Origin of the sequence: Flavobacterium supellecticarium, from assembly GCF_004801375.1 — a bacterium.
GTDB lineage: Bacteria > Bacteroidota > Bacteroidia > Flavobacteriales > Flavobacteriaceae > Flavobacterium > Flavobacterium supellecticarium.
This window is the reverse complement of record NZ_SSNZ01000006.1, coordinates 141,834-160,283: the sequence shown is the minus strand read 5'-3', so window position 1 is coordinate 160,283 and position 18,450 is coordinate 141,834. Positions and strand designations below refer to the sequence as shown.

Sequence of the window (18,450 nt, the reverse complement as noted above, 5' to 3'; positions counted from 1 at the left end):
TTTTTTATTAAAGAGAGTGTCTCGTCCTGAAATAACGCTTTTTTTGTATCGTTATTTCAGGACGAGACATTTTTAGAATATAGTGCCGACAGTATTTTGGATGCGATCTTGACCGTATTGTCCTTTCCGGGAATAATTTAGAAGCCTAACTTTATATAAATTGCTAACATAATCCATTAAAAAATAGTAACTATGTCAGATTTTGAAACAGTAGACAAAAAAGTGCACCAGGGAAAAAACATCAAACGGTTTCGGGAAATGTTTGGAATCAAACAGGAAGCTTTGGCTTATGAACTGGGTCACGACTGGACGCAAAAAAAGATATCGCTATTGGAACAGCGGGAAACCATAGAGGCGGATACTCTCGAACTGTTAGCCGAAACACTAAAAGTTCCGGTGGCGGCCATAGAAAATTTAGACGATGAAGGCGTTATGAATATTATTGGAAATACATTTCACGATAGTCCGAGTGCTATCACGAATAATAAAGCAAACAACATTAGTTGCACCTTTAACCCTATTGATAAAATAGTAGCGCTCTACGATGAAAAGATCGCTTTATACGAACGGATGCTACAAGAAAAGGAAGAAATAATTGAAAGGATGGAACGGCTCATAAAAAGCAAATAAGTACATATTGTTAATTCCTGACGGTACAGATTTACATTGTCAGTTTGCTAAACCCCGGGTGCAATCCGCGAGAATAAAAAAGGCTATCCGTCGAGACAGCCTTAGGGATTTAGACGATTAAACTTGTATGTCGGAGTTTTAGACTTATTTGTAGTCGGCTATTTTGTTTGTACAGCCTGTTGCTGTTGAAACATCTTAAAAAAGTAAAGATTCAACAGAAATTGTGTATAACCATAAACGGCATCTTCAATAGGAATAGTCAGTAAACGTATCGTTAAAAATTCTTTTGGATTGTAATTCACAATCGGCGCTTCCAGTCCGGTACCGGTTAATACGCCATTAACAGGAAAAAAGCCAAGCATTAATATAAAAAACACCAGAGAAGCCTTTCCGATCCAATCTACCCGGGCTATAAAATGTAAAAAAATCAAAGTTAGCATCGTAATGACGGCAGTAACAAAAGTATACATTTTATCAGGGTGTAGTAAAGCAACTACAGCACACACAATTATGCTGATAAATACAATGATCGTGTTATAGGCTCTGGTCCAGTTGAGGTTAAAAAATTTGTCCAGACAGAAAAATGTAAAGAGGCAGGAAAACGGAATGCAGATAAAAAATAACCATTCTTCTATTGGTAAGCCGAAAACGCGAACCCCGAGTGTATAGGTATTATTAAACCACCAGACTCCTGTTTGGGTGAAAATGATGTCCCATACTATAAACGGTATGGCAACCAATATACTGGCTTTAAAAAAGGCAGGAAATTGTTTGTGGAATTGTATCCTTTTGTCGAATGAAAAAATAAAACAAATAATTACAGTCAGAAAGTTGATTAATAAATACGTGTATGGTTTTATCATTGTTTAGCATTAAAATACATTCTGAAATATTTTAAGGGAACCCATAAAAATCCAAAACATTCCCCATCGTGTTGGCCGGTATGTTTGTGATGTTGTTTGTGTGCCCTTCGAATAGCCAGAAAATAAGGGTTTTGTGTTTTTTGTAATGTTTTTATTCGTTGATGAATAAAAATATCGTGTACCCAAAAATAAGCAATCCCATATAAGGTAATTCCGAAACCGATATAAAACCGGAAATCAAAATTGTTCAACGAACCCCAATATAGTAATGCAATAGCCGGTAAGGCAAAAATCACAAAAAAGTAATCATTTTTTTCAAGAGCGCCTGTATTGCTGTGGTCGTGATGATCCCGATGCAAAAACCATAGAAATCCATGCATCACATATTTATGGATAATCCAGGTGGCACCTTCCATTAGTATAAATGTTAAAAGAACGATGCTAAAATTCATATCGGTTTGAAAGATTAATTAGACAATTGTTCCTGTGCATGGTCATACCGGTTGCGGATATATGCCCGTCTTTTACAGAAAGGCATCGTGTTAAAATGCTCGAACAATAGCGTGTTAACTGGTGATTGATTGTGTTTCTCATAAAAAAGCGGTTTGGACAGCTGTGATGGTTGTTTTTCCTTATAAATGGGTGTATCATCGTATTTCCTTTTTAAGGACTGTAGCAATCATATTCTTGAGCGGTATTGAGGTTATGCTGTTTTTGTTGGCATGAATAAATTGCAAATCCTGCGCTATTTCGTTGTTGTATCCTAAAAAAGAAGGACAGTTTTGCTGAATTGATAATCGGATAAAGCGGATTTCAACATTATCAGGGCTTTCTTTTACAGCATTTTCAATATCTTTTTTGCCTTTGTTAAAAGCATTGAGCTTGACAATCGGATTGATGGCATGACTGGCCCAGATTGTTTTAAAAGCGCCCCGATAAGCAAGATAAACACTATTTCCGTTTTTTACCTGTAATTGCGCTAACATGGTTTTACATAGCTTTTTATCCGATACCGCTTTGGTATAATTCACACGTATGGAATCCAACTCCTTGTTTGGGTCATTATGGGCTACTTTCGTCAGATTGGAAAAAAAGAGTAGCCATACCAGTAATACTTTCATAGAACGGCTATTTTATAGTGTACGTAACTACGCATTGCAAGAGATAGCTTTTGGCTATTGGGAATACGAATCCGTTGGGACATTATTTTTTCCGCCGGAGTATTTTTAATTTTAGTAAACAACGATAAGTAGTATCGGTAGGCTAAGTAGACTCCAAATCGGGACGAAGCCGGTAGCATTTTGATCCCGATGAGTGCTTCTTTAAACTCCGATTCGATTTCAGCTTCAATCTGATGTTTGATTTCCGGGCTAAAAAGATGCATTTGGATGTTTGGAAAATAAGTGCGTCCCAAAATCTGATAGTCGGCTTTTAAATCCCGTAAAAAGTTTACTTTTTGAAAAGCAGAACCTAATTGCATCGCATAGGGTTTTAGTTTTTCAAAAGTAGCTTTGTCGCCTTCCACAAATACCTGAAGACACATCAGTCCGACCACTTCGGCGGAACCTAAAATGTATTCCTGATAGCGTTCGGAATTATAATCTATCGGATACAAGTCCATTTCCATACTATGTAGAAACTGTGCGATTAAGGATGGATCGATTTTATAACGGTTTACCGTTTCCTGAAAAGATTGTAATATCGGATTTAACGAAATCCCTTCCTGAAGTGCCGTGTTGGTTTCATTTCGAAAGCGCTCCAGTAAAGTGGTTTTGTCATAATCATGGAAACTGTCAACGATTTCATCAGCCAGTCGGACATAGCCATAAATAGCATATATCGCAGGTCTGATGGTGGGTTTTAAAGCCAGAATGCCCAGGGAAAAACTGGTGCTGTATTTTTCGGTTACAATTCTGCTGACCTTATAGGATACTTCATCAAATAGCTTTTTCATGCCGGGATGTTTTAAGTTTGTTTACTTCTTTTGCAACGATAGTACCAGATATAATAGAAGGAGGAACTCCCGGTCCTGGTACCGTTAACTGACCTGTATAAAACAGATTTTTGATATGCTTGTTTTTAATGGATGGTTTTAATACCGCCGTTTGATTTAGCGTATTGGCCAATCCATAGGCATTGCCGCCATAGGCATTGTAATCGTTTATAAAATCGCTGACACAATAACTTTTTTTATATTCTAATTTTGACTTCAGGCGCTGCGTTCCGGTATGTTTTTCGATACGCTCCAACATTTCGTCTAAATACTTCTCCCGAGTGGACTCCGAATCGGAAAGACCTGTTGCAAGAGGGATTAATAAAAAAAGGTTTTCACAGCCTTCCGGTGCAACCGATGGATCGGTTTTCGACGGACAGCAGGTATAGAATAATGGCTTTTCCGGCCATTTTTTGGTATTGTAAATGCTGGCTATATGTTCGTCCAGGTCGTTTTCGAAAAATAAGGTATGATGTTTTAAATTGGGAATCCGTTCGTTAAAACCCAGATAGTAAATCAGGCAGGAAGGAGCAAAGGTACGGCTGGCCCAATATTTTTCACTGTAATTGCGCATGTTGGGTTCCAGTAATATCTCTGTATGATGATAGTCACAGGAGGCTATTATGGCATCAAATGCCTGGAATTCTCCGTTAACGATTAATCCTTTGGCCTGACCTTGTTCAACGATAATTTGATCAATATTTTGATTGAAATGAAAATAGGCGCCTTGTTCTTCTGCAACTTTTTGCATGGCGAGAACCAATTGGTAGAAACCGCCCATCGGATACCAGGTTCCCAGGGCATAACCGCCATAATTCATCAGGCTATACATGGCCGGAATTTTGATTGGCGAGGCACCGAGAAATATAACCGGAAATTCCATCAGCGTTCGGAGCTTGGGATCGGAAAAATAGTGGCCTACATAGTTTCTGAAATTAGTAAGTAAATCCAGTTTTAAAGCGCTCCCCGCGATTTTTAGAGACATGAATTCCAGCCAACTGTGACAGGGCTTATTTACAAATTCACGCATGCCGACCTCATATTTGAATTTGGCCGCTTTCATAAATGTATCCAGTTTTTTTCCGGCTCCTTTTTCAATATCCTCAAATAAAGCTTTAAGCGCTTCATAGGATTTCGGAATACTAATGTTTTCATCGTTGAAAATCATTTCAAACTGAGGGTTTAAAGCTACCAGATCGTAAAAATCGGAAGTACGATGACCAAAGTCATTAAAGAACGACTCGATAATGTCTGGCATCCAATACCAGCTTGGTCCCATATCAAAGGTGTATCCGTTGGTGGTTTGAAATTGTCTGGCTCTCCCGCCGGGCTGACTCTGTTTTTCGAAAACATGTACCTCATTGCCGGATTGGGCACAGTAGCAAGCAGCCGATAAACCCGAAATTCCACTCCCGATTATTGCGATTTTCTTTTTCATAGCCAATATTTTTTAGTCTGTAAAATAGGTCGCATTCACTTTTTGCAAAAGCTCATGACTATCTATCTGTTGAGAAAAAATCGGGTGATGAAAATCATCCAGCTTATTTAACAACCGTATTAATTGCATTTTTTCAGAATGAGACAGATCTCCGGAAACGATTTGGGTTGCAAGGCGTATTTTTCCCATTTGAGCATCCAATGATTGTAAGCCTTCCGGTGAAATTTCAATTACCTTGCTTCTTTTATCTGTTTCGGAATCACTTTGTGTTACCCAACCATTTTTAATCAAGCGGTTGATGATTTGCATTCCGGTTGGCTTATCCTGAATATTTTTTTTGATAAGTTCCATTTTGGTCATTGCGCCAAAAGCTTTTAAATTGATCAGATAAATAAAATCTTCCTGAGTCGAAAATTCTGAGTCCTGTATGGCGGACCTGGAGTAGGTTTTGGCATATCGATTCAGGTGTACCAGTAAAGTACTGATCACACTTTCAGGACTTCTTCCTTCTGCTTTGCCTTCCCAGTTGGGTTCTATTGAATACGAGTCTTCTTTCTTCTCGTGATCGGAAATCCATCTTTTAAACCCATTTATATCTTCTGTATAGCCACCATTTGTATTGTTTAAATCAAACTTTTCTACAAGTTGAAGGACCTCCTGGATAAGTTGATAATTCATAAGGAATGTTTTAGTATGTAAAAATACTAAAAAATGCAAATAAAGTATTTAAAAACACTTTTTATTCTGGTTTCTGCTTTAATTTAGTAGTGGTGAATATCCTTTGTCTGGAAAATATTAGAGCTGTTTTTGAATTGAGGGTGCTTAAGGGTGGCAGTGTGAATGGGAAAGTAGTGTAAACTAATTTATAGCAAAGGACACAGTGGGGTACAATTATTGAACCGATTTGGAGTCGATCTTGGACAAATAGAATCACTTTGGGGCAATATTCAGAATGAAGGAGGGGAAGAGGTGTTCGATGTACTGTCAGGTTCCGGGGAGATAAAGTAAAAAATCACTATTGTTTGTTCGAAAGATGGGTGTTTAAAATAGAATCCGGGATAAGTTTATCCCGGATTTTTTATTTGTTTATGGCGTAAAGATGTTGTAACTCGCCGCCTCTTTTAGATATAGGAATAGTTTGTAAGATCATAAAGCTATTTACGATTTTTTTGAAATTTTATTGTTGGTGATTATTCGTTGTAAATTAGACTTGAACCGACTAATCTCCGGGTTTCTTTTGTGTAAGTGCTTTTGACTAACACCGCTATTCACTCGTTTTCGCCATAATTTAAAGCTGCTCCTTTTTAATTCTTTTCGCATTAAAGCAATGACTTGTTTTTCGGTAAAGCCAAACTGATATGCTATCGCTTCAAAAGGCGTTCTGTCTTCCCAGGCCATTTCTATAATTCGGTCTTTGATCATTAGATTTAGGTCTTTCATATTTTTGCATTCTGTTTTAAGCGGTGTTCGTTGCGGTAAGCTTAGGCTTTTATAGTACTGATTCCGCCGTCTACAGCGATAATCTGACCGGTTATCCATTGGCTGGTGTTGCCAAGTAGAAATGCCGCGGCCTGAGCGATATCATTGGCTTCTCCGATTTTTTTCAACGGATGTCGTTGCGCATTTGCTTCTTTTTTTTCGGGTGTATTTAATAAGTGACCGGTAAGCGGTGTCTCGGTAAGGGATGGAGCAATACAATTAACGCGGATGGTTGGTGCCAATTCGGCGGCCAGTGATTTGGTCAGGCCTTCTATGGCGCCTTTATTTGTTCCCACAATACTATGAAAGGGAAAACCTATTTTTACGGCTACCGTACTGAAGAGTACAATAGCGGGTGAGGCGCTTTTTTTTAACCCTGGCAGGCAAGCCTGAATGGCTTTAACGGCTCCGATTACCTGTAATTGATAGTCGATCAGAAAATCCTCTGTTTTTATCCTTGCAAAGGGTTTCATATTGATGGCACCCGGACAATATACAAGGCCATCGATCGTATCCGGTAAGAACGAAAAGTCGGGTGATTCTTCTAAAATATTTACGTAATGCGTGGTTACGTTCGTATGACCAATGTGCTCAGATGTAGTACAGAATGTTCCGTAAACTCGATGATCATCTGCCAGTAGCGTTGTGAGTGCTTTTCCAATACCGCTGGAATGTCCTATGATAACAATGTTTTTCATCTTTAGGGGTTTATGAGTTTATATTTTGTCCGGATTTGCAATGCGCTGGATCATGCCACGGAATATAAAACCGTGAAAAGGTAAAACGCTATACCAGTACAATCTTCCGCTAATTCCCAGCGGTCGGAAAGTTGCGGTTTGAATAAGTTGGTCCTGCTCATTGATTTTAAATTCCAGCCACGCTTCACCGGGGAGTTTCATTTCCGCATACAGAAGCAATCGCTTTGCTTCTTTGTCGGCTACCAGTACACGCCAAAAGTCAAGAGCATCGCCGGCATACAAATCAATGGTGCTTTTTCTGCCACGACGCATACCAACGCCTCCTGCCAATTGGTCCATAAATCCGCGTATTTTCCAGAGCCAGTTCCCGTAGTACCAACCCGTTTGTCCGCCAATTGCCCATATTCGGGCAAGGGCAACTTCTGGTTTTTTAAGTTTTGCTGTACGAATGTCACGAAAGCATCCAAAAACAGGAACTTCTAATAAGGTACTCATTCCGCTATTTAAAATAGCACTGGTCTGGGCATCTTTCCAACTGGAAAGGACATTGTTTTGTTCGATTTTTTCAAAAGCTAATCGGATAGCGGTATCATAGTCGAGCAGTTCTATAGCTAATAATTCTCTTAGGTTATTCGGTTGGGCAATAACTTCCACTTTCATGCTGTTCACAAGGTTCCGCGCCAGCGGATAGGAGGTGGAAGTTACAAAGTAAAGCCAATAGGAGGAGAGTTTCGGGGTCATCACGGGGACAATCAGTATCCTTCTTTTTAAACCTCTGATCCGGGCATAGTACAATAGCATTTCTTTATACGTTAAAATGTCAGGGCCTGCAATATCAAAGCTTTTGTCGTATGTTTCGGGTTTTCCGATTACACCTATAAGGAATTCGATTACATTTCTGATGGCAATGGGCTGGCATTTTGTTTTTAGCCATTTAGGGGTTACCATAACCGGGAGTTTTTCTACCAGATCCCTGATAATTTCAAAGGATCCACTTCCGGAGCCTACAATTATTCCGGCTTTTAAAGTTGTGAGGGCATAACTGCCCATTGCGAGGATGGAGGCAACATTTTGTCTCGATTTTAAGTGTTTGGAAAGATGATCGGAATTGCTGATGCCCCCCAAATAAATTACCTGACGGGCAGTGGTGTCGGAAATTATTGCTTTAAAATTATTTGCGCAAACTTTTTCCATGTTTTCAAAGTCACCATGTTCGGTAGACATCGAATGAATTAAATAGAAAGCTACGTCTATATCCTTGGGAATATTGGTTAAAGTCTCCTTTTTTAAGAAGTCGACTTCAATTACCGTAATATAGGGTTCAAAATCTTTGTTGTAAAAGAATCGGTTTGTATCCCTGACACAACAAACAACCTGGTGTTTATTTTCGATCAGTACGGGAAGCAATCTTTTGGCAATGTATCCTGTAACGCCAGTCAATAGTATTTTCATAGCCCATTATTTTAAATCATAATACCCTATACCCCTATGCTCAAATCTATTGATGTAAAACAATTAGGTGTTCTTAGTTCCAAAATCATTAGGCCGGATCACTTCGCAGTGATGCTTTCTGAGGGTCTTTGTTTCCGAAACAGTCGGAGCCTAGAGGGAATTGTTCCGGGTGTTGTTTTGCATTTTTAATACTGATACAACTCTAAATTCAGACGAATTCCCGCCTATGTGTTGATTGTAATTACTCATAAGTAGTACAAATGTATACTATTTTTAAATAAAATGGTACTAAAAAATACTTTTTTAATTTAAAGTAGTATATTTGTATACTAAATTATAGGGTTATGAATTATAATTTGATTAAAGATATTCTGAGTTTAATGGAAGATTTTGAAGTTGAAATTCTGAAAAACGGGGCTTACAGTCCTGACTTGGAGGGTTTCAAGCTTTGGATGGGGAACACTTTTAAACCTCAAAACAATGAGGTACAGCCAGCCTGGGAAGGAAAGGCCATAGGGAGGACATCGGAGAGTGTGATAGCAAGTTTGGTCGTTCATATGAATCGATTTGGTAAAAGCTATTTTAAGTCGGCTATTTATGGATCTGAATTTTCAACGCAGGAGGATGTGATCTACCTGATTGTTTTAAAGTTTAGTAAGAATATGACTAAGATAGATTTGATAAAAAAAAATGTACACGATAAGCCTACAGGAATGCAGATCATCAATCGTTTGATCAATAAAGGATGGGTTTCACAAACCGATTCGGATAGTGATAAAAGAAGTAAAATTCTCAATATTACTTCGACAGGACTTGAAGCATTAGAGGGGATCATGCTAAAAGTTCGCGCGGCGACCCATATTGTTTCCGGTGATCTGGCCGAATCAGAAAAACTCGAGTTGATTCGTCTTTTGAATAAGTTGCATGATTTCCACCAACGGATATACGATAAAAATATTGAGCCTGAAAAGCTCCTTTCCGAAGCCTTGCTGTATAGTGAAAATTGATTTACAAGTAGAACATTCTGTTTCCAAAATTACAATTGAAAGTAAAGTAGTACTATTTGAAATATATAAAATACAAACATGAAAAAATTTTTTGCCTTTGTTTTAGTCTTGTTTTTTAGTGCCGCAATTTCGGCACAAAAAAAAGAGCTTTACCAGTTATCCAGTCATATTCTGGACATTACCACCGGTAAGCCTGCTCCTGATGTTGTTATCCGACTGGAGCAGCTTTCAGAAAATAACACCTGGTCGCTCGTGAGTCGGAAAACTACTGATGCGAATGGCAGAGTAGGTGATTTTTTGCCGTACGGGGAAATCAGGCATCAGGGGACCTATAAATTGGTTTTTGAAACAGCACCGTATTTTAAGAGACAACAACGGGATAGTTTTTATCCCTGGATAGAGGTGGTTTTTGCCATCAGTGACAATCAGCATTACCATGTGCCCATCACGGTGAGTCCGTTCGGTTATGCTACTTATAAAGGAAATTAACAGGTGAATATGAAAAAACGTATTGCTATAATTGGTTCCGGTTTTTCCGGTTTGTCGGCAGCAGCTTATGCAGCAAAAGCCGGTCACGAGGTACATGTTTTTGAAAAACACGATCAACCTGGTGGCCGTGCCCGCCAATTTCAGACGCCGGAAGGTTTTGTTTTTGATATGGGGCCTAGCTGGTATTGGATGCCGGATGTGATGGAAGATTTTTTCAGAGATTTCGGTACGGAAAGTGCTGCTTTTTTTCAACTGATTTCGTTGAATCCACAGTTTGATATGGTTTTTTCGGATGGCGTTTTAAGTGTGCCGGAAAAGTTGGAAGACCTCCAAAAACTGTTTGAATCGATAGAAACGGGTGCCGGTGAAAATCTGGAGAAATTTATGGAAGCGGCCCGTTATAAATATACGGTGGGAATGAAAGATTTTGTGACTAAACCTGCTCATTCCTGGTTGGAATTTTTTTCGCCGAAAATTGCACGAAGTGCTTTAAAACTGGATTTGCTGACTAATTTCCGGACATATGTATCGCGCTATTTTAAAAATGATAAACTCCGGATGCTGATGGAGTTTCCCGTAATTTTTCTGGGAGCAGCGCCTCAGAATATACCCGCTCTGTATAGCTTAATGAATTATGGTGGCTATGCATTGGGAACGTTCTATCCGATGGGCGGTTTTTATCAGCTTGTTTTGGCGATGCAAAAAGTGGCCGAAAATCAGGGGGCGCACTTTCACTTTAACAAAAATATCGAGAAAATTAATTCGCGAAACGGTAAAATTGAAAGTATTGTAAGTAATGGATCGGAATATTTTTTTGATGAGGTTATTGCTTCCTGTGATTATCATCATATGGAAAGCCTGCTCGATATCGCTGATCGCAATTACAATGAAGATTACTGGGAAAACCGAACTTTTGCACCTTCCAGCCTGATTTATTATTTAGGTATAGACGAGAAAATCCCAAATTTAAAGCATCATACGCTCTTTTTTGAAAATGACTTTGAAGCACATATCGATTGTATTTACGAAGAAAAAAAGTGGCCGGAAAATCCTTTGTTTTATTGTTGTTGTCCTTCTAAAACGGATGCAAACGTGGCACCCGAAGGGAAAGAAAATCTTTTTCTGTTGTTGCCGGTGGCTATAGGGTTGGATGACGATGCGGAAATCCGGGAGCGCTATTTGTTGCAAATGCTCGGTAGAATTGAAAAACAAACCGGTGCTGTAAATCTTCGGGATAAGATTGTTTACAAGAGGAGTTACTGTGTACGTGATTTTGTTAAGGATTATAATGCTTATGGTGGTAATGCCTACGGTTTGGCAAATACGCTTAGACAAACGGCGGTACTTAAACCCAAAATGAAAAATAAGAAATTAAAAAACCTGCACTATGCCGGCCAGTTGACTGTTCCCGGACCAGGGGTTCCGCCTGCTATCATTTCCGGGAAAATTGTCGCTGCTGAAGTGCGTTACAATAAATGAGAACTGTATTGACTTAAATATTAACCCTCTAAATTTTTTAAAAAATGAAAACAAATTTTTTTAAAAGTTCGCTGGCAACTATGGCTGCTGTCGCTATGTTTTTAGGTTTTATTTTCACTTCCTGTGACAGCGATACTGAAACGTCTATGAGTCCTACCAGTACGATTACGGATGTCGTTGTGGCTAATCCAAATTTTAGTCTTCTGAAATCCGCGGTGGTAAAAGCTAATCTGGCAACTACGCTAAGCGGTCCCGGACCTTTTACGGTTTTTGCACCCGATAATAATGCTTTCGCGGCTTCCGGTATCAGTAGTGCTACAATTAATGCTCTTTCCTCTGAGCAACTTCAGGATATTCTGCTTTATCATACCCTGCCGGCTAAAATTGTGAGTGTAAATGTACCTGCCGGACCCAATGCTGAGGTTGTTACAGCCGGAGGCGGTAAAGTTTATGTGACTAAGAATACTAATGGTGTGTTTGTGAACGGTTGGAAAGTAACGGCTCCGGATATTGTGGCAAGTAATGGTGTTATACATGCACTCGAACATGTATTGTTACCTCCCACCGGGAATATTGTTGCTACGGCTCAGGCTAACAATGATTTGACATATCTTGTAGCTGCCGTTTTACGAGCCAGTCAGGGGAGTACCGATGTTGCGGCTGCACTTTCGGGAGGAGGACCTCTTACGGTTTTTGCGCCTACCAATCAGGCATTTATAGCGGCTGGTTTCCCAACTATCGCTTCTATTGAGGCTGCTGATCCTGATGTTCTTGCAAATATTCTGACTTATCATGTTGTTACTGCCCGGGCATTCTCTTCTGATTTATCTGATGGACAGAATCTAACAACCCTCAATGGGGGACAAGTGACGGTGAGTCTTGTAAACGGAGCAGCTGTTAAAGGAAATGGAAATACCACAGCCAGTAACATCACTGCGGTTAATATAATGGCTGATAATGGTGTGATTCACCTTATTGACCGTGTGCTTTTACCATAAGTTTTTTTGAATTTAATGCAGACAATTAATCTCGGGCGGGATCGAAACATTGTCCCGCCCTTTTGCTTTAATATAATCACAGTATGAAACATTTATTTGATGAACTGTCCAATACAGTCTGTAAAATTACGACTCAAAAATATAGCACCAGCTTTTCACTGGGTATCCTGGCGCTTAAGCCGTCCATTCGTACTGCGATTTATGCCATTTATGGCTATGTTCGTTTAGCAGATGAGATTGTAGATAGTTTTCATGATTATGATAAGGAGCGGCTTCTGCTCAGGCTTAAAAAGGATACCGCTGAGGCATTACAGGAAAAGATTTCGCTTAATCCAATTCTGCAATCTTTTCAGGAAACGGTAAACCGGTATCAAATCGATCCGGAGCTGATTGAAAAATTTCTACATAGTATGGAAATGGATTTACAGCAGATCAATTATAATTCTGCTTTGTATAACGAATATATTTATGGTTCGGCTGAAGTGGTCGGTTTAATGTGTTTGCAGGTGTTTACAGAAGGGAATAAAGAACAATATGAGGCTTTAAAACCCTTTGCCATGAAATTGGGCTCTGCTTTTCAAAAAATCAATTTCCTGAGAGATTTGAAAGACGATTACCAGATTTTAGGGAGAACGTATTTTCCTGATATTGATATGAAGGTGTTTGATGATTGGGTAAAAAGTCAGATTGAAATGGAAATCGAACAGGAATTTAAGGAAGCTTTGGTTGGGATTAAAATGCTGCCGGTTTCATCCCGGTTTGGAGTGTATCTGGCCTACAAATATTATTTGTCGTTGTTTTATAAAATAAAACGTAAATCGTCTAAAGAAATACTAAACGCAAGAGTTCGTATCCCTAACGGACAAAAGATTTTTGTAGCTTTAAAGAGTTATGTTCGCTATAAAGTAGCTGCTTTATAATGGCATCACTTTTTTTCAGATCTATTGAATTCAGTAAAGGAAAATTAGGGTGAAAATATAAGGCATTAAGATTTAGCGGAAAAAAGAGCCTGAAAGGAATAAAATAAATAATTCGAAAAATTTTAGAGTACAATACGTGTACACTGTTAAAATAATACTTTATGAGATATCAGTTATATAGGGAACAGCAATTGTGTTGTAACATAGAAACAGCCTGGAGTTTTTTTTCCTCTCCGATGAATTTGTCAAAAATAACACCAGAGGAAATGGGCTTTGTTGTCGTGTCAAACTTTCTGAACGAGGAAATATACGAAGGTATGATTATAGATTATAAGGTGTCTCCCGTTTTTCATATTCCTTTAAAATGGAGAACCAGAATAACTCAAGTTGACAAAAATAAAAGTTTTACCGATTTCCAGGAAAAAGGCCCTTATAAATATTGGAATCATTTCCATGAGTTTATCCCTAATGATCGGGGAATATTAATGAAAGATACGGTGGATTATGAGTTACCTGCGGGGTTTTTAGGTAGAATTGCGCATCGGGTTTTTGTAAGAAGGAAACTGGAGCATATTTTTGATTACCGGTATCAGATTTTGGAAAAAGTATTTAATCAAAAAAAGACCTGAGTATGAATTTTATTATAACAATGTGTACGTTTATTGTAATGGAAGGGGCGACCTGGGTTATACATAAATATGTTATGCACGGTTTTTTATGGTTTTTACACAAAGATCATCACGATCATAGTAATGCCGGAGTCTTGGAAAAAAACGATTATTTCTTTGTCATCTTTGCGCTGCCAACCATACTGATGATGTATTTTGGAGCAAATCAAGGATTTAATTACCTTTTTTTTATAGGATTAGGGATTATGCTTTATGGGATGGCTTATTTTTTTGTACACGATATTTTTATTCATCAGCGAATGAAATTGTTTAAGTATACTGAAAATCCTTATTTTTTAGCATTAAGAAGAGCTCACAAGCAACATCATAAGCATATTGGTAAAGAACAAGGGGAGTGTTTTGGGTTTTTATACGTTCCTTTTAAGTATTTTAAAATGTATTTTAATAAAAAATAATAATGGAATATACTTATTCACTTATTTTATTCTTTACGGTTATTATTTGCTTTATTGCATCTTTCGATAAACGTATCGGATTTAACCGTCACTTTGGAGCCTTTATCAAAGCAGCTATTCTTGTTGCTATTCCTTTTATTGCCTGGGATATCTATTTTACAGCCAGTAATGTATGGTGGTTCAATACAGATTATACACTCGGAATTACAATAGCCGGGCTTCCTTTGGAAGAGATGCTTTTTTTTATTTTTATTCCTTTTTCCTGCGTGTTTACGTATTATTCAATTGATAAATATTATAAATGGGATAGCCTGAGCGCCTTGAATAATATCCTGGTATTTGTGAGTGTTATTGTTTTGTCTTTAGTAGCTCTGTTAAACACCGATAAACTGTATACACTGGTTACGGCTGTGGCAACGATTTTGACTCTTCTGTATCTCCATTTTGTAGTTCGGGCAGTGTGGATCACTAAGGCATCTCTGGTTTTTACGATACTGATGCTCGGTTTCTTTCCGGTAAATGGTATTTTAACCGGAACGGGTATAGAAAGTCCAATAGTGAATTATAATCCAAAAGAATTTTTAGGAATCAGGATGCTTACAATCCCTGTTGAAGATGCCGTTTATGGCTATACACAATTTCTTTTGGTACTTTATTTTTTTAAAAAAAATCAGATTAAACAGAATGCTTAAACTATAGAGGTTATGAAAAAAACAGTTCAAATAGCAAATGGGATTGCATTAGTAATGACAGTTGTTATTAATTATTTGTCCAATTCAGGGGTTTTTAACGGGCAAACGATGGCAACAATTTCTGCAAAATACCAAAATCTGTTCACTCCTGCAGGTTATGCATTTTCAATTTGGGGGCTTATATATTTAGGCCTTTTGGGGTTTGTTGTTTATTGTGGGCCTTTTGCTAAAGCAACTGCGATTAAAGAAAAAATATGTTTGCAAGTAGGTTGGTGGTTTGTGATTTCCTGTGTTGTAAACTGCTTGTGGGTGCTGGCCTGGTTGTATGAATATACTTTTAGCACCATATTGTTAATGCTTTTACTTTTTGTGTCACTTCTATTCATAATCCGTAATACAAATCAGGTTTTGGAAAAGTCAGATAGCGGAACTACCATTTTTTTCAGAGTGCCTTTTTATATTTATTCCGGATGGATTTCTGTAGCCTTGATTGCCAATATAGCAGCTTATCTGAAAAAAATTGGCTGGAATGGTTTCGGAATTTCAGAAACTGTCTGGACTATATTAATGTTTGCAGTTGCTGCTTTACTTCATGTAATGATGATCTGGAAGCGGAACATGCCGGTATTTGCAATGGTAGCGGTTTGGGCTTTAATCGCTATAGCATATGCTAATTATCAGCTCAATTATAGTGTTTATATAGCGGCAGTTATTACAACGGTATTTATTGCGGTCAATATAATTGTATATTTTGTTCAGAATCTAAGAATATCACTTAACCCGAAAGATAGGGTATAAAGGTATAACGAGTAGTGTAAAAACGTCAGGTCTGATTTATAAAGGCAGCTGTAATGTTTTTAAGCTATTCTCTGATGTAGCTGCTTCAGAGGGTTTATTAAAGGTTTGATAATGATTTTTGTAAATAGCAGCAAAGCAATATAAACATTGTTTTTTTTGTATTTGCTTCAAAATAAAATGGTTATCTTTAATAGATGATAATAGTCCTGTATTCGTTTTGAATAAATGGATGTCCAGGCCCGATACTAATACATCTTATTAAGAGGTATCCTTAACTTTTCTGGTGTCGTCCGGCAAAAAAAACATCATTTTGGATTATTATCTTTTGAAAATCAATAGCGTAGCGATAATCCTAAATCAAATTGACGTATGAAAAGTATCTCAAAGTATATCCTTCTCTTGTGTGTGTGTTTACTGAGCTGCAAAAAAAACAATGAGGGGGAAGCAATCTATTTTGGCGGATCCATTCTTACAATGGAGGATGCTTTACCGGAAGCGGAAGCATTAGTGGTTAAAAATGGGAAAATTATTTTTGTCGGAACCAAAGATAAAGCATCGGAATTTGTAGGTAAAAGCACCAGACAGATAAACCTGGAAGGAAAAACGTTGCTACCGGGTTTTATTGATGCTCATGGTCATATTACTTCCAGAGCAGGTATGGAACAGGCTATTGATCTTTCTCCAAGTCCTTATGGAACGGTAAATTCTATTCCGGATCTTCAAGATGTTTTAAAAAACGCGATCAATAAAAACAAGATGTCATCCACTTCCCCTCTTTTAGGAAATGGTTATGATGATGCCATCATGACAGAGCACCGGCATCCTACCCGGGAAGAATTGGATGCGGTGAGTACTACAAATCCGATTATCGTAATCCATGCATCAGGTCATGCGAGTGTCGTAAATAGTGCGATGCTTAAATTGTTGAATATCCCGGAAGATGTAAAAGATCCGGATGGTGGTCATTATGGTAGGGATTACAAAACCAATCGCTTGAATGGTAAGTTGGAAGAAAATGCGAGCTTCGCGGCTTTGATCAGGCTCACTGAAATGCTGCCAAAACCCCAACCTTCCGCCGATGGGATTTCTCAGTCATTACAAGATTTTATAAAGGCTCAGGATGAATGGCTGAGTTATGGACAAACGACCATTTGTGATGGACGGTCTATGGGAAATAGTGTGGGGTTGTTGAAGGAGGCGGCAGAAAAAAAACTGCTAAAAGCAGACATTGTTTATTTTCCCGATTTTGAGGCCAACAGAAAAGAATGGGAGTCGTTTTTGCCTCATTATATGAAATATGAAAAAAGGCTCAAGTTTGGAGGGTTTAAATTTTCCGACGATGGTTCTCCGCAAGGTAAAACAGCCTGGTTAACGGAACCTTATCTGATTCCGCCTGAAGGTGAGTCTTCAGACTATAAAGGCTATCCTATTTTTACAGATGAAACCTTGTATGCAGATTTAAAGACCATTTTTGACCGAAACATTACCGTTCAACTTCATGTTAATGGCGATGCGGCTATTGATCAGGCATTGCGGATTATAGGGAGGTTAAAAGATGAAGGGGTTTACAAACCGGAACTAAGGGCTACCTTAATCCATGTTCAAAACAGCAGACCCGATCATATTGCTAAAATAAAGGCAATCGGTGTAATTCCATCCTATTTCTCTTCTCATGTCTATTTGTGGGGTGACTGGCATTACAATAGTGTTTTCGGACCAAAAAGAGCAGCGTTTATAAGTCCTGCGAAATCAGCAAAAGAAGCTGGAATCATTTTTACCATTCATCACGATTCGCCGGTTACACCTCCTGATCTGCTCACGGGTGTTTATTCTGCTGTAAATCGAATAACACGTTCAGGAATGGTCTTAGGTCCTGATGAACGTATTAAGGTTATCGATGCTTTGAAAGCGATTACGATTAATGCAGCTTATCAGTATCAGGAAGAAAATGAAAAAGGTTCTCTAAAGGAAGGGAAATTAGCAGACCTGGTAATTTTAGATCAAAATCCATTAACTATTAACCCGATCAACCTAAGAGATATCCGGGTAGTGGAGACGATTAAAGAAGGAAAGACGGTATTCAAAAAAAACTAAATAATTATTTTTAGAGCGCGCTATTGTGTAATTGGTAGCGCCTATCACTTGTCAGGGAACGGGTTTGTTACTAGTTGGTTCTTTTCCGGCACTGTTGTTTAATATTGTAGCTCAGAAATCGTATGCTGTATCGACAGATAGTGGTTTTGCTTTAGATTTATTGATGATAGCTAAGATTTATTGGGGATATTTCTTTACCTGTGCTGAACCAACGTAATTGTATTGTTTTAGGTTGATCAACTTTTAAGATTTTCGACAGGCTTTGACTTTATCGATTGGTTTGAACATAGCCGGATAAGAGCTGTTTTTTAAGTTGTATAGTGTGTTGAAAATCAG

The 18,450-nt window shown here is 38.3% G+C and carries 20 protein-coding genes; 11 read left to right on the top strand and 9 right to left on the bottom strand.

Features of this window, described 5'->3' with window-relative positions; genetic code table 11:
- The first annotated feature begins 192 nt into the window (after window positions 1-192).
- Window positions 193-630, top strand: a complete 438-nt coding sequence (locus E6C50_RS13215; protein WP_136403703.1) for a helix-turn-helix domain-containing protein — start codon at window positions 193-195, stop codon at window positions 628-630.
- 158 nt (window positions 631-788) lie between these two features.
- Here E6C50_RS13215 and E6C50_RS13210 read toward each other — a convergent pair whose 3' ends face one another.
- From E6C50_RS13210 to E6C50_RS13170, 9 genes are all read right to left on the bottom strand, one after another.
- Complete coding sequence (locus E6C50_RS13210; RefSeq protein WP_136403702.1) at window positions 789-1,493, bottom strand: lycopene cyclase domain-containing protein; 705 nt, start codon at window positions 1,491-1,493, stop codon at window positions 789-791.
- A complete protein-coding gene (locus E6C50_RS13205) occupies window positions 1,490-1,945 on the bottom strand; it encodes a sterol desaturase family protein (protein ID WP_136403701.1) in 456 nt (151 codons plus the stop codon). Before E6C50_RS13205 ends, E6C50_RS13210 begins: the two co-directional genes overlap by 4 nt.
- A 195-nt stretch (window positions 1,946-2,140) precedes the next feature.
- Window positions 2,141-2,614, bottom strand: a complete 474-nt coding sequence (locus tag E6C50_RS13200) for a hypothetical protein (protein ID WP_136403700.1) — start codon at window positions 2,612-2,614, stop codon at window positions 2,141-2,143.
- Window positions 2,611-3,447, bottom strand: a complete 837-nt coding sequence (locus E6C50_RS13195) for a phytoene/squalene synthase family protein (protein ID WP_136403699.1) — start codon at window positions 3,445-3,447, stop codon at window positions 2,611-2,613. The genes E6C50_RS13200 and E6C50_RS13195 overlap by 4 nt, the downstream gene beginning before the upstream one ends.
- On the bottom strand, window positions 3,431-4,924 hold the full coding sequence (locus E6C50_RS13190; RefSeq protein ID WP_136403698.1) for a phytoene desaturase family protein: 1,494 nt from the start codon (window positions 4,922-4,924) through the stop codon (window positions 3,431-3,433). The genes E6C50_RS13195 and E6C50_RS13190 overlap by 17 nt, the downstream gene beginning before the upstream one ends.
- A gap of 12 nt (window positions 4,925-4,936) precedes the next feature.
- Window positions 4,937-5,602: a MarR family winged helix-turn-helix transcriptional regulator gene (locus E6C50_RS13185; protein WP_136403697.1), complete on the bottom strand. Its 666-nt coding sequence runs from the start codon at window positions 5,600-5,602 to the stop codon at window positions 4,937-4,939.
- Window positions 5,603-6,082: 480 nt separating this feature from the next.
- Window positions 6,083-6,364: a TIGR03643 family protein gene (locus E6C50_RS13180; protein WP_136403696.1), complete on the bottom strand. Its 282-nt coding sequence runs from the start codon at window positions 6,362-6,364 to the stop codon at window positions 6,083-6,085.
- A 41-nt stretch (window positions 6,365-6,405) separates the two neighbouring features.
- A complete protein-coding gene (locus E6C50_RS13175; protein ID WP_136403695.1) occupies window positions 6,406-7,101 on the bottom strand; it encodes an SDR family NAD(P)-dependent oxidoreductase in 696 nt (231 codons plus the stop codon).
- An 18-nt stretch (window positions 7,102-7,119) separates the two neighbouring features.
- The gene (locus E6C50_RS13170) at window positions 7,120-8,553 is read right to left on the bottom strand and encodes an SDR family oxidoreductase (protein ID WP_136403694.1); all 1,434 of its coding nucleotides are present in this window, start codon (window positions 8,551-8,553) and stop codon (window positions 7,120-7,122) included.
- Between the two features lie 344 nt (window positions 8,554-8,897).
- On the opposite strand from E6C50_RS13170, the gene E6C50_RS13165 reads away from it, so the two are divergent.
- The 10 genes from E6C50_RS13165 to E6C50_RS13120 all read left to right on the top strand — a co-directional run bounded on the left by E6C50_RS13165 (window position 8,898) and on the right by E6C50_RS13120 (window position 18,114).
- The gene (locus E6C50_RS13165) at window positions 8,898-9,560 is read left to right on the top strand and encodes a MarR family winged helix-turn-helix transcriptional regulator (protein WP_136403693.1); all 663 of its coding nucleotides are present in this window, start codon (window positions 8,898-8,900) and stop codon (window positions 9,558-9,560) included.
- Between the two features lie 78 nt (window positions 9,561-9,638).
- Complete coding sequence (gene uraH, locus E6C50_RS13160) at window positions 9,639-10,049, top strand: hydroxyisourate hydrolase (RefSeq protein ID WP_136403692.1); 411 nt, start codon at window positions 9,639-9,641, stop codon at window positions 10,047-10,049.
- Window positions 10,050-10,058: 9 nt separating this feature from the next.
- The gene (locus E6C50_RS13155) at window positions 10,059-11,528 is read left to right on the top strand and encodes a phytoene desaturase family protein (protein ID WP_136403691.1); all 1,470 of its coding nucleotides are present in this window, start codon (window positions 10,059-10,061) and stop codon (window positions 11,526-11,528) included.
- Window positions 11,529-11,572: 44 nt separating this feature from the next.
- Complete coding sequence (locus tag E6C50_RS13150; protein ID WP_136403690.1) at window positions 11,573-12,526, top strand: fasciclin domain-containing protein; 954 nt, start codon at window positions 11,573-11,575, stop codon at window positions 12,524-12,526.
- An 83-nt stretch (window positions 12,527-12,609) separates the two neighbouring features.
- Window positions 12,610-13,446, top strand: coding sequence for a phytoene/squalene synthase family protein (locus tag E6C50_RS13145; RefSeq protein WP_136403689.1), 837 nt, complete (start codon window positions 12,610-12,612; stop codon window positions 13,444-13,446).
- Between the two features lie 161 nt (window positions 13,447-13,607).
- The gene (locus tag E6C50_RS13140) at window positions 13,608-14,075 is read left to right on the top strand and encodes an SRPBCC family protein (RefSeq protein ID WP_136403688.1); all 468 of its coding nucleotides are present in this window, start codon (window positions 13,608-13,610) and stop codon (window positions 14,073-14,075) included.
- Window positions 14,076-14,077: 2 nt separating this feature from the next.
- Window positions 14,078-14,530, top strand: coding sequence for a sterol desaturase family protein (locus E6C50_RS13135; RefSeq protein ID WP_136403687.1), 453 nt, complete (start codon window positions 14,078-14,080; stop codon window positions 14,528-14,530).
- A gap of 2 nt (window positions 14,531-14,532) precedes the next feature.
- The gene (locus tag E6C50_RS13130) at window positions 14,533-15,222 is read left to right on the top strand and encodes a lycopene cyclase domain-containing protein (RefSeq protein ID WP_230979010.1); all 690 of its coding nucleotides are present in this window, start codon (window positions 14,533-14,535) and stop codon (window positions 15,220-15,222) included.
- A 12-nt stretch (window positions 15,223-15,234) separates the two neighbouring features.
- On the top strand, window positions 15,235-16,020 hold the full coding sequence (locus E6C50_RS13125; protein WP_211089545.1) for a tryptophan-rich sensory protein: 786 nt from the start codon (window positions 15,235-15,237) through the stop codon (window positions 16,018-16,020).
- Window positions 16,021-16,389: 369 nt separating this feature from the next.
- The gene (locus tag E6C50_RS13120; RefSeq protein WP_136403685.1) at window positions 16,390-18,114 is read left to right on the top strand and encodes an amidohydrolase; all 1,725 of its coding nucleotides are present in this window, start codon (window positions 16,390-16,392) and stop codon (window positions 18,112-18,114) included.
- Window positions 18,115-18,450: the final 336 nt, after the last annotated feature.

Bases quoted from the DNA above. Each gene is read 5' to 3' on its own strand.
- E6C50_RS13125 (WP_211089545.1), top strand. From the start codon at position 15,235: ATGAAAAAAACAGTTCAAATAGCAAATGGGATTGCATTAGTAATGACA.
- E6C50_RS13210 (WP_136403702.1), bottom strand. From the start codon at position 1,493: ATGATAAAACCATACACGTATTTATTAATCAACTTTCTGACTGTAATT.
- E6C50_RS13190 (WP_136403698.1), bottom strand. From the start codon at position 4,924: ATGAAAAAGAAAATCGCAATAATCGGGAGTGGAATTTCGGGTTTATCG.
- E6C50_RS13205 (WP_136403701.1), bottom strand. From the start codon at position 1,945: ATGAATTTTAGCATCGTTCTTTTAACATTTATACTAATGGAAGGTGCC.
- E6C50_RS13165 (WP_136403693.1), top strand. From the start codon at position 8,898: ATGAATTATAATTTGATTAAAGATATTCTGAGTTTAATGGAAGATTTT.
- E6C50_RS13145 (WP_136403689.1), top strand. From the start codon at position 12,610: ATGAAACATTTATTTGATGAACTGTCCAATACAGTCTGTAAAATTACG.
- E6C50_RS13180 (WP_136403696.1), bottom strand. From the start codon at position 6,364: ATGAAAGACCTAAATCTAATGATCAAAGACCGAATTATAGAAATGGCC.
- uraH (WP_136403692.1), top strand. From the start codon at position 9,639: ATGAAAAAATTTTTTGCCTTTGTTTTAGTCTTGTTTTTTAGTGCCGCA.
- E6C50_RS13200 (WP_136403700.1), bottom strand. From the start codon at position 2,614: ATGAAAGTATTACTGGTATGGCTACTCTTTTTTTCCAATCTGACGAAA.
- E6C50_RS13175 (WP_136403695.1), bottom strand. From the start codon at position 7,101: ATGAAAAACATTGTTATCATAGGACATTCCAGCGGTATTGGAAAAGCA.
- E6C50_RS13155 (WP_136403691.1), top strand. From the start codon at position 10,059: ATGAAAAAACGTATTGCTATAATTGGTTCCGGTTTTTCCGGTTTGTCG.
- E6C50_RS13120 (WP_136403685.1), top strand. From the start codon at position 16,390: ATGAAAAGTATCTCAAAGTATATCCTTCTCTTGTGTGTGTGTTTACTG.
- E6C50_RS13140 (WP_136403688.1), top strand. From the start codon at position 13,608: ATGAGATATCAGTTATATAGGGAACAGCAATTGTGTTGTAACATAGAA.
- E6C50_RS13170 (WP_136403694.1), bottom strand. From the start codon at position 8,553: ATGAAAATACTATTGACTGGCGTTACAGGATACATTGCCAAAAGATTG.
- E6C50_RS13215 (WP_136403703.1), top strand. From the start codon at position 193: ATGTCAGATTTTGAAACAGTAGACAAAAAAGTGCACCAGGGAAAAAAC.
- E6C50_RS13185 (WP_136403697.1), bottom strand. From the start codon at position 5,602: ATGAATTATCAACTTATCCAGGAGGTCCTTCAACTTGTAGAAAAGTTT.
- E6C50_RS13130 (WP_230979010.1), top strand. From the start codon at position 14,533: ATGGAATATACTTATTCACTTATTTTATTCTTTACGGTTATTATTTGC.
- E6C50_RS13150 (WP_136403690.1), top strand. From the start codon at position 11,573: ATGAAAACAAATTTTTTTAAAAGTTCGCTGGCAACTATGGCTGCTGTC.
- E6C50_RS13135 (WP_136403687.1), top strand. From the start codon at position 14,078: ATGAATTTTATTATAACAATGTGTACGTTTATTGTAATGGAAGGGGCG.
- E6C50_RS13195 (WP_136403699.1), bottom strand. From the start codon at position 3,447: ATGAAAAAGCTATTTGATGAAGTATCCTATAAGGTCAGCAGAATTGTA.